This window comes from Nostoc sp. UIC 10607, assembly GCF_047228265.1.
Lineage (GTDB): Bacteria > Cyanobacteriota > Cyanobacteriia > Cyanobacteriales > Nostocaceae > Nostoc > Nostoc foliaceum_A.
The window spans coordinates 1-14,285 of the sequence record NZ_JBIQNW010000105.1 but is presented as its reverse complement, the minus strand read 5'-3'; the positions used below and the strand labels follow the sequence as shown (position 1 = coordinate 14,285).

The 14,285-nt window shown below is 44.4% G+C and carries 7 protein-coding genes; 5 read left to right on the top strand and 2 right to left on the bottom strand.

Annotation, left to right across the window (positions count from 1 at the left end):
• The first annotated feature begins 229 nt into the window (after positions 1-229).
• From ACEYW6_RS34040 to ACEYW6_RS34025, 4 genes are all read left to right on the top strand, one after another.
• Positions 230-1,060 carry a PD-(D/E)XK nuclease family protein gene (locus tag ACEYW6_RS34040; protein WP_412983276.1) on the top strand — a complete coding sequence of 277 codons (831 nt, stop codon included), beginning with the start codon at positions 230-232 and terminating at the stop codon, positions 1,058-1,060.
• Positions 1,061-1,113: 53 nt separating this feature from the next.
• Positions 1,114-1,755, top strand: coding sequence for a GNAT family N-acetyltransferase (locus ACEYW6_RS34035; protein ID WP_190894922.1), 642 nt, complete (start codon positions 1,114-1,116; stop codon positions 1,753-1,755).
• Positions 1,756-1,861: 106 nt separating this feature from the next.
• On the top strand, positions 1,862-4,279 hold the full coding sequence (gene recJ / locus ACEYW6_RS34030; RefSeq protein WP_412983275.1) for a single-stranded-DNA-specific exonuclease RecJ: 2,418 nt from the start codon (positions 1,862-1,864) through the stop codon (positions 4,277-4,279).
• 327 nt (positions 4,280-4,606) lie between these two features.
• On the top strand, positions 4,607-5,047 hold the full coding sequence (locus tag ACEYW6_RS34025; RefSeq protein ID WP_190894924.1) for a Crp/Fnr family transcriptional regulator: 441 nt from the start codon (positions 4,607-4,609) through the stop codon (positions 5,045-5,047).
• Positions 5,048-5,322: 275 nt separating this feature from the next.
• On the opposite strand, the gene ACEYW6_RS34020 is transcribed toward ACEYW6_RS34025, so the two are convergent.
• A complete protein-coding gene (locus ACEYW6_RS34020) occupies positions 5,323-6,708 on the bottom strand; it encodes a cobyrinate a,c-diamide synthase (protein WP_412983274.1) in 1,386 nt (461 codons plus the stop codon).
• Between the two features lie 129 nt (positions 6,709-6,837).
• Positions 6,838-8,673 carry a ShlB/FhaC/HecB family hemolysin secretion/activation protein gene (locus tag ACEYW6_RS34015; protein ID WP_412983273.1) on the bottom strand — a complete coding sequence of 612 codons (1,836 nt, stop codon included), beginning with the start codon at positions 8,671-8,673 and terminating at the stop codon, positions 6,838-6,840.
• A 207-nt stretch (positions 8,674-8,880) separates the two neighbouring features.
• Here ACEYW6_RS34015 and ACEYW6_RS34010 point away from each other — a divergent pair, with 207 nt between their 5' ends.
• Complete coding sequence (locus tag ACEYW6_RS34010) at positions 8,881-13,953, top strand: CHAT domain-containing protein (RefSeq protein WP_412983272.1); 5,073 nt, start codon at positions 8,881-8,883, stop codon at positions 13,951-13,953.
• Positions 13,954-14,285 lie beyond the last annotated feature (332 nt).

Sequence of the window (14,285 nt, the reverse complement as noted above, 5' to 3'; positions counted from 1 at the left end):
CCCAAGATAAGGAGGAAGCTTCATTTTATCAAACCCTTTCTACATAAGCTTTACATCAAGTGTTTCTTGAAAGAGGGATAACACGAAAGATTGATGACTGATGACTGTTAACCGTCATCAGTCATCAATCAACGGCGGCGGGGCGGCTATCCCGGACACCCCTTGAGGAAGTGGGCTTCCCGCTGCCAAAGGTGAGTTGCAGACTAGAATTTACTTCTAAAATAAAAGAATGCTGTCAACTCCCACTCAACTACTGCGACTGTCTCAAGGACAACTCAACTTACTAGAAGCTTGTCCGCGTAAATTTCAACATACCTACCTAGAACAACTCAATCCGCCCTCAAATCCAGAACAGGAAGAACGGCAAACTTTGGGTAGTCGTTTCCACCTGCTAATGCAGCAGCGAGAAATGGGTTTGCCAATTGATAGTTTTCTGCAAGCAGATGCTAAACTCCAAAGCTGGATGCTAGCTTTTGCCGATGCAGCCCCAGAAATTTTAACGGCTGCATCTGATAATCAAACTTTCCGTGAGAGTGAACACTACCGCACACTGCAAGTTCAGGACTATTTGCTGACGGTTGTCTATGATTTATTGATTGCAGATAACCAACAAGCGCAAATTCTCGACTGGAAAACTTATCCTAAACCACCCAATAAACGCAAGTTAGAATCCAACTGGCAAACACGGCTTTATCTGTATGTATTGGCAGAAACTAGCGACTATTTGCCAGAAAATATTTCCATGACTTACTGGTTTGTCCAATCTGAGGGTAAACCGCAGAACATTAAATTTAATTACAATACTGCTAAACATACACAAACAGGAAAGAAACTTAATCAACTATTAAGCCAGTTAACTCATTGGCTGGAAAATTATCAAAATCACCAGCAGTTTCCCCAAGTGGTAGAGGGTAGTAAAATCTGTGATTATTGTCAGTTTGCCAAACGGTGCGATGCCTACGGCGGTAAACTACGCACACAAGTTACTGAAGAAACAGTGAAAGACTCATTGCCCAATTTTGACAGCATTCAAGAAGTCTCATTCAACCCTATACATTAGAGAATATTTGTCAAGTCCGGTAGGGATATAAAGAAATTACAACTTCTAAATTTATGTCAAGCTTTGACGAAACCGAAGCCATTTATGTCCGCGAATTAGGAATTGATGACATTGCTCCTATTTATCACTTGGGAGAAGGGTTATTTACCAGCGATTTATATCCTTATTTATACCGTACCTGGGACGAATGGGAGGTGATTGGACTTTACAACACCGATCCAGAATACTGTCTTGTGGCTGAAACAGACGGAGAATTAGCAGGATTCATTTTGGGAACTATCATCACCAAAGCATCTTGGACTTATGGATATATTTTATGGCTAGGAGTTAGTCCGAAGTTTCAGCGTCGGGGAGTAGCAGACAAGTTGGTTGATAAAGTCGTCGCCCGCATGATTGAAGATGGGGCGCGGTTTATGCTGGTAGACACTGATCCTACCAATACTTCAGCATTAAAGTTTTTTAACCGCAAAGGTTTTGGTAATATCCGCCAGCATATTTTCTTGTCGATGAATTTAAGCAAGCATGAATATTATGGCAGATTGATTGATTACGAACACCAAAAAGCTGAAAGAGCCGGTTACAAGCGATCGCGTCCAGCAATTCGCGCCCGGAAACCCGATAGCGCCGCTAATGAAGTAATCCTCAATCCCCTAGTGAGTGAATCTCAAACAACCGAGGATCAATCTCCGATTTAACTAGTTCCGTGGGTTTATGTCCCCCCCTTCTATTAAGCAGCAAGTTTTGTGGTGCAGTCTAATTCCCTGTTGCAAAACTTAATTACGAATTACGAATTATTTAACAATGCCAGAACAACAGCAGTGGACTATAGCAGCAACCGAACAACCCCCGGAGTGGTTCATCCAAGCGGTGAAACAGCATACACCTGCATCAAGTGGAATATATGCAGCGCAATTGTTGTGGCAACGGGGAATTAAAGATGATCAACAATTAACAGCTTTTATTAACTATAAAGCTTATCAACCAGCGAGTCCGTTTGAGTTTGGGCAAGAAATGCACTTAGCGATCGCCCGGTTGCAACAAGCGTATAACATCAAAGAAAAAATTGCTATTTGGGGAGACTTTGATGCTGATGGTATTACCGCCACATCTGTACTTTGGGATGGATTAGGGCAATTCTTTACACAAAATACTCAGTTAATTTACTATATTCCCAATCGCCTGAAAGAATCTCACGGACTCAATAATCAAGGGATTGATAACTTAGCAAAACAAGGTTGCAAATTAATTGTTACTTGCGATACTGGCAGCACAAACCTTGAAGAAATTATCTATGCAAAACAACTAGGCATAGATGTAATAGTTACAGACCATCACACCTTACCCACTGAACGCCCACCCGTCGCAGCAATTATTAATCCTCGTTATTTGCCCAGAGAACATCAGCTGTTCAATCTTTCTGGGGTAGCAGTAGCTTATAAGTTGGTGGAAGCACTGTATCAAACCCTGCCTAATGTTGCCAAACATCCGTTAGAGGATTTATTAGATTTAGTAGCAGTAGGATTAATTGCCGACTTAGTGCAGTTAAGTGGAGATTGTCGCTATTTAGCACAGATGGGAATTCAACGACTGCAAGCAGATTTTCAACAGCCAGCAGCAGTGCGTCGCCGTCCGGGGGTGGGGCGATTATTAGAATTGTGTCAGAAAAATGGCGATCGCCCCACAGATATTTCCTTTGGTTTGGGGCCAAGAATTAACGCCGTCAGCCGCATTCAAGGCGATGCCAGTTTTTGCGTTGAATTATTAACTAGTCGGGATACCAAACGTTGTAACGAACTAGCCGAAGTCACAGAACTCGCAAACACCCGCCGCAAATCTTTGCAAAAAGATGTGCAAGCGCAAGTAGCACAAAAACTTACTCAATTAGATTTATCAACCACCAGCGTCATCGTCCTAGAAGATGCCCAATGGCCTGCGGGTGTCTTGGGCCTAGTTGCTGGACAAGTAGCACAAGAAACAGGTCGCCCAACGATTTTGTTGAGTACGGAAAGCACTATTTCCGCAGATGCGGAGAATGAATATATCCCCGCGTCTTCCCCTCCTCCCCTCGCCCGTGGTTCCGCCCGTTCGGTGAATTCTGTCGATTTGTACCAACTGGTAAAAGACCAAGCACATTTGTTACATCGCTTTGGGGGACATCCCTTTGCAGCGGGTTTGAGTTTGTTAGTGGAGAATATTCCTTTATTTACAGCAGCAATTAATCAGCAGTTGCGGCAATCTTTAGGTAGTACAACCCTAACGCCAACCGTGCAAGCAGACTTGACGGTAACAGTAGCAGACTTGGGGAAAGAGTTATTTTTAGAACTGAAACTGTTAGAACCTTGTGGAATGGGTAACCCTGTTCCGAAACTGCTAATTCAAAATTGCTGGTTTGAAAATGCTTGGCATCGCAATCAGCAGGATTGGCAAGGGAAAAAGGTACAGTACATTAAAACCGAGTTTGACATTCGGGATGATTCCAGCAGAAGTGCTTTTCCTGGTATATGGTGGGGGCACTACAAAGATGAATTGCCTATAGGAAGGTGTGATTGCATAGCAGAATTAGACTATAACACTTTCAAAAAACGTTATGAAATCAGATTAATTGCCGTGCGCCCCAGTGTTAACTCTGCACTCAACACTCGGAATTTACCACTCATCTTGGATTTACGAAATCAGGAACATTCAGCACTTAGGACTCAACACTCAGAACTGATTATCGAAGATTGTCCTACAAACTGGGATGATTTACGCGCGTGGTTGCGGCGATGTCTAACAGCAAGCAGTTCGCAACAACTAGCGATCGCTTGGTCTAAACCCAACCTCCAACCACCCAATCAAATTTGGCTGACTCTTGTCGGAATTGCCAAATATCTCAGTCGCACAAATCAACTAGTTACCCGCGTCCAACTGTTAGAGAAAATCGGCATCACCGACCAAACCTTGCTTGTAGGCATCAAAGCTTTAAAATCTTTAGGGTTCACAGTCAAACGACAAGACCGTTATTTGCAAATCACCTGGTATCCAAGCGAGAGTGCAGAAAACTTGGCCGACGCAGCCGTGGAGCGGTTTTTAGCTGCTGTCCGAGAAGAACAATTTCAGCGACAGTATTTTGCCGAAGTGCCTTTATCTACTATTGTTGCGATCGCAAGTTCCGACAATTACATGTTCCAGATGCAATCCTCATCCCCCGCTCCCTATCCGCACCTTACTAAGAGTTGAGGGTGGGGACTTTTGCGTTACGTTAAAGCCTGTATTCATTACTGAGTCAAGGCTTTCTCCTCATCATCATTCGTGATACCATTTCACACAAGCACTGTTACGTATAGATTTCTCGTAGGGGCACAGCAATGTATTTGTGTATCGTTTCCAGTCTCTGGCTGAAAACGAGATTTGAAAAGAGTTTTAGCTTTGCTGTACTAAGTGGTTTTATGTCGGCAAAATTTGAGATATTCTTGGCGGCTAGGTTTAACATCAGTTAATATGACTAATCGCGCTTTGGCTTAAGTTTTAAAATATACAGTAATGTTTGATGTTTAACTTGTAATTATGCTAACCAGTGTTGACCGTTTATTATTTGTCCGGCGAGTCCCGATTTTTAAGGAATTGCGGGATGATTTTATTGTGCGGCTCACTTCAGTAATGAACGAATTGTCATTTCCGGCTAATTACACTATCTTTCGCCAGGGAGAAGAAGGGCGATCGCTCTATATTGTTGTGTCAGGCCGAGTTAAAGTTCACATCGGCAATAAACAACTTGCAGAGGTAGAACAGGGAAAATACTTTGGTGAGATGGCAGTATTTGATACTCAACCTCGTTCCGCTACTGCAACGACTTTGGAACCTTGCGAATTTTTGGAACTGACGCAAGAGCAGCTATATGATGCGATCGAAGAAACTCCCGAAATTGCGGTGAATATCATTCGTGAGTTATCCCGTCTGATTCGCAAGTTGAATGATGATATGAATGTCACGTCTTTGCGAAGTTAATAATCAAGTCAATCTTGAATAACGGTGAATTAATTTAACGCAAGTAATAGAAGAGAAGATGAATTCATTTACCGCTTGACCTTCTATAGCCGTTCTCATTTACGTCAGGTACACCCGTAGGGGCACGGCACTGCCGTGCCCTTACACCTCGTGATGTAATGTTGTACCGCATCTGAATAGGAACCGCTATAATGTTCTTCTTTTGAATCTTAGGTTTTCATAATCAAGAATCAAGAAAATATTTTCTGATAGTTTTTAATTCACCCTACTAGGTTTTAGGCTTGCTTAGATTCACGTTTATTCCGACATTCTTTAATAAACTGCTGGGGAATTTCTCCACTTTCTCCCCAATGCAGATGAACATAAGAAGCATGAACATTTGCAGGTAAACTCCATCCCTCGTATCCCATATTTTCGTCACAATCATAGCGAGAAGTTTCAAATAGGGGCTGAGTAGGAGTTAAGGTTAAATGAGAACGATGAAACTCATGTCCATAAACGGTTGTACCTGCCTTGACTAACAGATTATCTTGCAAAGCTAATGCACGACGATAACCCAAAGTTAAACGCCCACCCATCACAGCAGATGTCGGTAAAACTCCCGCCATTGGCCAATATTTACCCTCAAAATCGATAATTTGCTCACATAAATACATCAATCCTCCGCATTCGGCGATCGCAGGCATTCCTTGAAGAATTGCTGTTTTCACTGCATCACGAACGCTGGTATTCTCTGCTAATTGCTGGGCAAAAACTTCCGGGAAACCACCGCCAAAATACATGCCCTGCACATCTTTTGGTATTGCAGCATCTTCTAATGGACTCCAGAAAACCAGTTCTGCACCAAACTGTTGCAGCAAATCAAGATTGTCTTGGTAGTAGAAATTAAAAGCGCGATCGCGGGCTACTGCAATTCTAACTGGAGAGGAGGGGGGATGAGGGGGATAAGGGGGATGAGGGAGAGGTTTTGATTTTAATAGGGGTAATAAATGTTGCCAATCGAAGCAGGTATCTCCTAAATCGGCGAGGCGATTAATTAAAGCATTGAGTTCGGGAAGTTCTGCTGTGGGTACTAAACCCAAATGGCGATCGGGAATTGTGATATTATCTTGACGGCGCAACACGCCGAGTATTGGTAATTGTAAGGGTTCTAGGGAATCTTTGAGGAGAGAGAGGTGGCGATCGCTCCCCACGCGATTTAATACTACTCCAGCTATTTTAATTCTGGAATCAAAAGATAGATAGCCATGAGCGATCGCAGCTACAGAACCAGAAAGGCGACTACAATCAATCACCAACACCACAGGTAAATCTAAAAGCCGTGCGATGTGTGCAGTACTCGCAAAATCAGTTGATTTTTGCTTTTCTTGCCCATGACCAATTCCGTCAAATAACCCCATCACTCCTTCCACTAGGGCATATTCGCTCAGTTGACTATGACGGGCAAAACATTGCTGAATGTAGGCTTCGGAAGTCAATACGGGGTCTAAATTGCGACAAGGGCGACCAGTTACGTGTTGATGAAACATCGGATCAATGTAGTCTGGGCCTACCTTGAAAGATTGCACTAGGCGATCGCGACGACGTAAAGATGCTAAAAGGGTGAGCGTAACTGTTGTTTTGCCCACCCCACTACGTTCTCCAGCAATGATTACAGACATAAATGAAACAAATGAGGTTTTAAATTAACAACTCGCGATCGCAGCTTGTGCTATGGCTTCTCGATGAGTTATATCAGGTTCGGTTATAGCTGTGCCGCACCATTAGCCATAGCCTAACGCACCACTTTACTAGGGTTGATAGCGAAGGCTAAAGTAAAAACCATCATCCTGAGCGTTATTACCGCGATCGCTCAGATCGATAAATGGAAATCCATAATCGAGTCGCAAAAAGAGATTATCAATTCCCATTGCCTGATTCCATAATAATCCTAAACCTGCGCCCACCAAAAAAGTTTGATCGGGCAGCACGTTAGGATTATTAGACTGATTCCAGACGGCTCCCATGTCCAGAAATGGCGCGAGTTGAATTGTGGATAAGCCAGATTCATTGCGCTGGACTGTGATCCGATCTTCTATAGCTACACGAAATCCATTATCTCCAGAGCGGATATTTTGGCGATATCCTCTGACGGACTGTCCACCGCCAATCACAAATTGCTGGGAAGGTAAAAGGCTATCTGGTGTTAGTTGCAAGTCTGCTTGGATGAGCAACAGATGATCGTTGCTGAGTTGCTGCACGCGCTGGACTTGACCTAGCCAACTGAAAAAGCGACCATCGGGTATGGGGTCATTATTGATAGTTGCATCCAATATATCAATGCCAAAATTAAATTGCGATCGCAAAAACCAGGCTCCTTGAGGTTCGCGTCTAACATAGTCTTGACCAAATTTAATTACACTGGTGCGGCTAACGCCATTGGCATCAGGCCCAATGCCAAAGGGGGTTGCAAGGTTATCGAAGAGGAAGGTTTGACCATCTTGATAGGTAAATCCTAAGGATAGGGCAAATTCTTCTCTTGGCGATCGCATTAATGGTTGACGATAATTAATTTCATAAAGATCCTGGTTTGCTCGAATGCCAAACGCATCAAAGGGTGGCTCAGTGATTTCGCTGCGATTAAATGCCGCTCTAATTTGCACCTTACCGTTCATGGCGTTAACGGGAACTTGATAGCTAAAATCAAAGGCATCGGAACCACCAGAAAGCGTGTGGTAATAGGAGCCTGCTAACTCATCTCCCATCCCAGTTAAATTGCGCGATCTTAATTCAACACCCAACCTTTCCGCACCAATACTCGGAGGCGAATAATTATCTACACCCAAGCTACCAGTTAAAGGGTTTGCCTCTTCAACTCTGACAATGAGAATACTTTGACCAACCTTACCCGTTGGACGCAGACGCGCTTCCACATTTGTGAATAGGGGATCGAGTCGCAACAGTTTTAATTGATCTTCAAGCTTACCAGTATTTAGAGGGATACCGGCACCTAGTTGGATGCGACTCCGAATATAAGATGGGTTTAGTCGCCGTGTCCCCTCGATATCAATCTCTGTCAAACGCCCTTCAATCACCCGAATTACCACAACACCATCGGCGGTACTAGCTTGCTGAGTGTCTGGAATCGCTCTGGAATTTATATAGCCTTTATTTAAGTAAAGTTGGGTAACAGCATCTGCGGCTTGTCTGATTTCTTCTAAAGTCAAGTCCCGTTCTTCAAACGGTTTGACAACTGGATTAAAGTCATTTTCAGTAAATACTGTGCTACCTACTACCTGGATTTTGCGAACCCGAATGCGTTGTGGTGGAGGTGATTGAGGGTTCGGTTCTGGTTGATTAGTTTCAGTTGCCGGAGAAGGTTCTGTTTCCTGTACTATTTGTAACTGTGGATGATTGCTATTTTCAGCCGGGTTTGGTGTAGAGATATCGGCTTTAGCTCTAAGTCCATTGGCAGTTACAATCCAGACCGCAGGCAGAATTAGCAAGCCACACTTGAAACTGAAACTGTGCTGACTCCATTTCCTAGTTGCCAGACTGTGCCAAGTGTCCAACTGATGAGAGAGATAGACAATTCTTTGCTGAGTCGTTGCTCCAGACTTAACACGAGTTTCTGTTCCTTTTGTCATTTCTTTTCGGTGGTGTGCCTGATCTTACGACATGGCTGATTTCAATTTTTGGGTATGCTACGGGTGCATGAGTATTTGAATATCATATTTTTGACATTCAAATTTAAGAAAATTTGTAACTAAAAGATAATAAACAGCAATCATTACTAAGTAAAAGCCCTTAACATTATATTCTGGTAAGCAGGTAGAAAACTTGGGATTACTTCGATGTCACCACTGATCTCCATTGTCATCGTCAATTACAATCGGGAGGCTTACCTTCAAGAAGCGATCGCCAGTGTCTTAGCACAGACATGGCAAGACTTTGAGCTACTGATTTGGGATGATGGCTCCACAGATGGATCAGTGGCGATCGCCAAAGGATATGCTCAACAAGATGGGCGAGTGCGGGTAGTCCAAGCACACCATCAAGGAGTTGCTGCGGCTTGTAAGGCAGCGATTAACCAAACTAGTGGCACTTACATCGGTATCGTAGACAGTGATGATATCCTAGCTCCTACCGCCCTTGCCCAAACCGCTACAGCACTTAATCGACACCCAGAAACGGGATTTCTTTATACCGACTACTTAAATATAGATCCAGACGGCAAAGTTCTTGGTTATGGCGATCGCTGTAGTATTCCCTACTCCCAAGAAAATCTTTTGGTAAACTTCATGACGTTTCACTTCCGCCTGATGCGACGGTCGGTTTACGACCAGGTGGGAGGTGTTAACGAATCGTTCTCTGGGTGTGCCTATGATTATGACCTATGTCTGCGGCTTTCAGAAGTAGCCCAAGTACACCGGGTTCAAGAGCCACTCTACCTTTACCGGATTCATTCCCAAAGCATATCTGTTAGCAGAAGAACAGAACAAATCTTCTGGTCGCAGAAGGCGATCGCTCAAGCACTTTGGCGACGCGGATTAGCAGACAAGTTACAAATCGATGTAGAATTACCCGCAGGTCGCTTCATCTTGCGACGCAAAAAATCTTTACTGCCGAGCATCGCCGCTTCAGTGCTAGCTATTGTAGCGATGAGTGCGGGATTCGCCCAAGCACAACAAATTGTCCCTGCTACTGATGGCACAAACACAATTGTTACACCCAACGGCAACCGACTTGATATCACCGGCGGTACAACTTCAGGAGATGGTGTAAACCTCTTCCATAGCTTTCAACAATTTGGGATTTCACCAGAACAAATCGCCAACTTTCAAGCCAGTCCGGCGCTGCAAAATATTCTTGGTCGGATCACAGGCGGGAATGCCTCGATTATTAATGGCTTAATTCAGGTAACAGGTGGCAATCCTAACCTCTTCTTGATGAATCCAGGCGGATTTATTTTTGGATCAAATGCCAGCTTAAATGTTCCCAGTGCTTTCACGGCGACAACAGCCAATGGTATTGGTTTTGGCAGCAGTTGGTTCAACGCTATCGGTGTTAATGACTACACTGCTTTAGTTGGAAACCCCAATGGATTTGCTTTTAGTACCAACCAGCCAGGAGCGATCGCAAATGCTGGAAATTTGGCAGTAGGTACTGGGCAGAATTTGAATTTATTGGGCGGTACCGTTGTAAACACTGGGCAGCTTTCAGCACCGGGGGGACAGATTACTATCACATCCGTACCAGGGGAAAATTGGGTGCGTCTCAGTCAGCCAGGAAATCTGTTGAGTCTGGAAATTCAGCCCCTCGCCTCTAGTAGCAACCAACCTAATAACTGGACAATTCCCATTGCATCTTTACCAGAATTACTCACAGTTGGTAACACTGACACAGGATTAACTGCTAACCCTGATGGGACTGTAAAATTGACAGGCTCTAATGTCACAATTCCTACAACTCCAGGGACAACGATTGTTTCGGGCATTGTGGATGTATCGAGTCAAACAGGCGGGACAGTAACTGCTTTGGGTAAACGAGTCGCGGTGATTGATGCCAATATTAACGCCTCTGGAAACAATGGTGGCGGTACAGTGCTAATTGGCGGTGATTACCAAGGTAAGGGGACTTTACCCAACGCAGATCAGACTTATGTTGACTCCAAGTCCGTCATTGCAGCCGATAGTAATTTGAATGGAAACGGCGGACGCGTCATTGTTTGGGGTAACGATACAACCCAGTTTTTTGGTAATATTTCGGCTCGTGGAGGAGCAAATGCTGGGAATGGTGGTTTTGTAGAAGTATCAGGCAAAAATTTCTTGAATTTCAACGGTTTGGTAGATACTTCAGCCCCCAATGGTAGCTTTGGCACTTTATTATTAGACCCCAGCACATTGACAATTATCGATGGTGGAGTGGGTGATTTTGATTCCACAGCAGGCAATATTGCCTTTGGCGATGCAGATATTGGGGCTAACACTGTTTCTTGGGGTGCGATCGCAGCTTTAGGATTCGGTGCAAATATCGACTTACAGGCTACAGGGAATATTACCATTAATGACATCACAGGAGGTACCCTCGGAGTGACTACCGATGGTGTTGCTACTTTAACCTTGGGCGGTGGTAGCTTCAGCCTAACCTCACAAAACGGTTCTGTAAACTTTGTTGACCCTACCAACACAATTGCGACAACTGGAGGAGCCATTAACATTTCAGGAGCCAGCTTATTACTGGGAAATCTAAACACAACTCGTGATTTCGGTAGAAGCGGGGATGTAACTTTGTCTGCGACAACTGGCAACATTAGTGCAGGCAACATTATTGCTAGTGGACAAGGCTATTCAGCAGGTAATGTTCAAGTTGTAAGCAACAATGGTGGAATTACCCTTAATCAGATTAACACCAGCGATAATGGTGGCGGTGGTGGTGGTGGCATACCGGGAACAGTGACTTTGACTGCCGCAGGCAATATCCTCACAGATACAATTAATTCCTTTTCCAATGATGCTAGTGAATCAGGTAGGGGTGGCGATGTAGTAGCAACAACCACAGGTGGCAGTATCACCACAGGGGCAATTAACTCGTCTGTAGTCAAGACCGGAGGTGGCGAATTTACCGGCACGGCTGGCGCAATCACTTTAACTGCCAGAGATAATATCATCGTTAATGGCGCTATTGATGCCTCAGCAACTGCCACCGGAGTGGATGGTGATGCAAGTGCTACAGGTGGTAACGTTACTTTACAAACCACCAATAACTTTGGCAGCACAATTCGCTTTAGCAGCATCAACGCACAGGCCACAACGGACGTTGGTGATGCTAATACCCTTCAAGGTGGTAATATCCAAGTACTGACAAACGGATTAGTTCAAGGAATAGGGACGATTATTGTCGATGATATCGATACAGGTGTCACGATCGCGACTACTCCAAACGTTCAATCTACTCCTTCTGCGGAAGGTACTATCAGAATTCGACACGATGGTGGCCCAAACAATGTGCCATTTACCGTAGGTGATGGGAGTGTCAATGGCACCGCAGGGTCAATTAATACAGGCGACAATTCTATCGTTACTTCAAATAGCTTTCCAGTCTTGCCCACTGGTGGAGATGCTAGCGGCACTCCAACGGATATCACCATTATTTCCGTCAACGCTCCTCCTACATTAACGGCAAACTCATCGCTACCCAATACCCAGACCAATCAAGCAGTAACCTTAACATTCTCTAGTTTGGCTGCACTGGTTCTCGATGCTAATAATGACATCACCTCCATTCAGGTTGATGTAGTGAATACAGGAAATCTCACTGTCAATGGTCTTCCCGTTATCCCTGGTGTTACTACCTTATCTAGCGGCGATACTTTGGTGTACACACCCCCGGCAGATACTAATGGCTCACTCAATGCCTTTGTAATTAGTGCAAATGATGGCGTTTCCTCTTCTGCACCTGTACAGGTAGGAATCAACGTCAGTCAAACTCCTACCACGATTCCTACCCCGACTTTTACACCGACTCCTACCCCAACTTTTACTCCGACTCCTGCCCCCTGTACATTCCAGTGCAATCCACCAGGTAAACCGATTGACCCTGGCACCAATAATCCTAATATTGATAACCCCATTCTTGATACCAATCCCACTCCCGAAGGGAATTTTACAGATGATTTTGTCGACCATTTAGGCATACCCACTCCTAAAACTAAAACACTAGATGATGCCAAAGAAATTGCTCGCAAAATAGAAGAAGCGACTGGTGTAAAACCTGCATTTATTTACACCAGCTTTGTCCCCGTGGAGATTCTACCAGAGGAAAATTTAGGTAAAGCTAAAAAATTTACTAAACAGTTGAATACCATAGCAGAGCAGGGTAGCGATCAACTGGAGTTAGTGGTAGTAACTGGAAAAGGTGACCCCATCCGCAAGCGCATCCCAGAAACGACCAGAGCCAAAGTTCTCCAAGTAGCTGAGGAATTTCGCAACCAAATTGTTAGTCCACAAAATCGTCGCCGCACCGGTTATTTGCGTTCATCTCAACAACTTTATCGCTGGATTATTGCACCACTAGAGGCAGATTTACAGGCAAGAGAAATCAAGAATCTGGTCTTTTTACCAGATATTGGGTTACGTTCAACCCCAATAGCAGCACTTCACGATGGTAAGGGATTTCTAGTAGAAAAATACAGCATTGGTTTGATGCCCAGTCTGAGCTTGACTAACACCCTTTATAAAGACATTAAAAAAGCTCAAATCTTAGCGCTGGGGGTTTCTCAGAGTACTCAGGGACAAGAGCCTTTACCAGCAGTCCCCCTTGAGTTATCAACACTGGTGTCTAAACTCTGGCAAGGCAAATTATTGTTGGACAAGCAAGCCACCTTAGAAAATCTCAAAACTATCCGCCGCCAACAACCTTTTGGGATTATTCACATGGCAACCCATGCCGATTTTGCTGCTGGTACTTTGAGTAATTCCTATATTCAACTGTGGGAAGACAAGTTACGCTTGAACCAACTACGACAGTTGCGCTTGAATGAACCCGAAGTTGAAATGCTGGTACTGAGTGCTTGTAGAACAGCCTTGGGGGATGAAGAGTCCGAACTGGGATTTGCGGGTTTAGCAGTGCTGGCAGGTGTGAAAACTACTGTTGCCAGTCTTTGGTCGGTCAACGATGCTGGTACAGCAGCGTTGATGACGAAATTTTATGAGAACTTGAGGACATCTTCTATTAAGGCAGAAGCTCTAAGACTTGCTCAGGTAGGTATGGCTAAAGGGCAGATTTACGTTAAGGATGGCCAAGTGCAAGGTTTGGGAGTAGCTGGGAGCTTGCCTTTACCTGCTAACAGTGTTGATGAAGGGGAGCAATTACTTACCCATCCTTATTATTGGGCTGGATTCACAATGGTTGGCAATCCTTGGTGAAGAGGGGAATTTGGCGACTCTTCCGCCACTGATTCTGGGTTCAAATAGGACTTACGCATTGACAAGAAATACCAAATATGGGACAAGGTTAAAAACCATATCTTTCTTAAGGGCACGACAGTGCCCGTGCCCCTACGGGTGTACCTCACGTAAACGAGAACCGCTATAAGTCAATACGGTTCAGTCAAGCATTTTTTCCGTCTTTCTGTGTCCTCTTCGTCTCTGCGGTTCGTTAAAAAGATTGACTTTGACAAGGTAAGGATTCAGGTGGCAGAGTATTGACAAAGGGAACACTTGAGGGGGAATATCACAAATATGAACCAAAACCTGCC

Bases quoted from the DNA above. Each gene is read 5' to 3' on its own strand.
- ACEYW6_RS34040 (WP_412983276.1), top strand. From the start codon at position 230: ATGCTGTCAACTCCCACTCAACTACTGCGACTGTCTCAAGGACAACTC.
- ACEYW6_RS34035 (WP_190894922.1), top strand. From the start codon at position 1,114: ATGTCAAGCTTTGACGAAACCGAAGCCATTTATGTCCGCGAATTAGGA.
- recJ (WP_412983275.1), top strand. From the start codon at position 1,862: ATGCCAGAACAACAGCAGTGGACTATAGCAGCAACCGAACAACCCCCG.
- ACEYW6_RS34025 (WP_190894924.1), top strand. From the start codon at position 4,607: ATGCTAACCAGTGTTGACCGTTTATTATTTGTCCGGCGAGTCCCGATT.
- ACEYW6_RS34020 (WP_412983274.1), bottom strand. From the start codon at position 6,708: ATGTCTGTAATCATTGCTGGAGAACGTAGTGGGGTGGGCAAAACAACA.
- ACEYW6_RS34015 (WP_412983273.1), bottom strand. From the start codon at position 8,673: ATGACAAAAGGAACAGAAACTCGTGTTAAGTCTGGAGCAACGACTCAG.
- ACEYW6_RS34010 (WP_412983272.1), top strand. From the start codon at position 8,881: ATGTCACCACTGATCTCCATTGTCATCGTCAATTACAATCGGGAGGCT.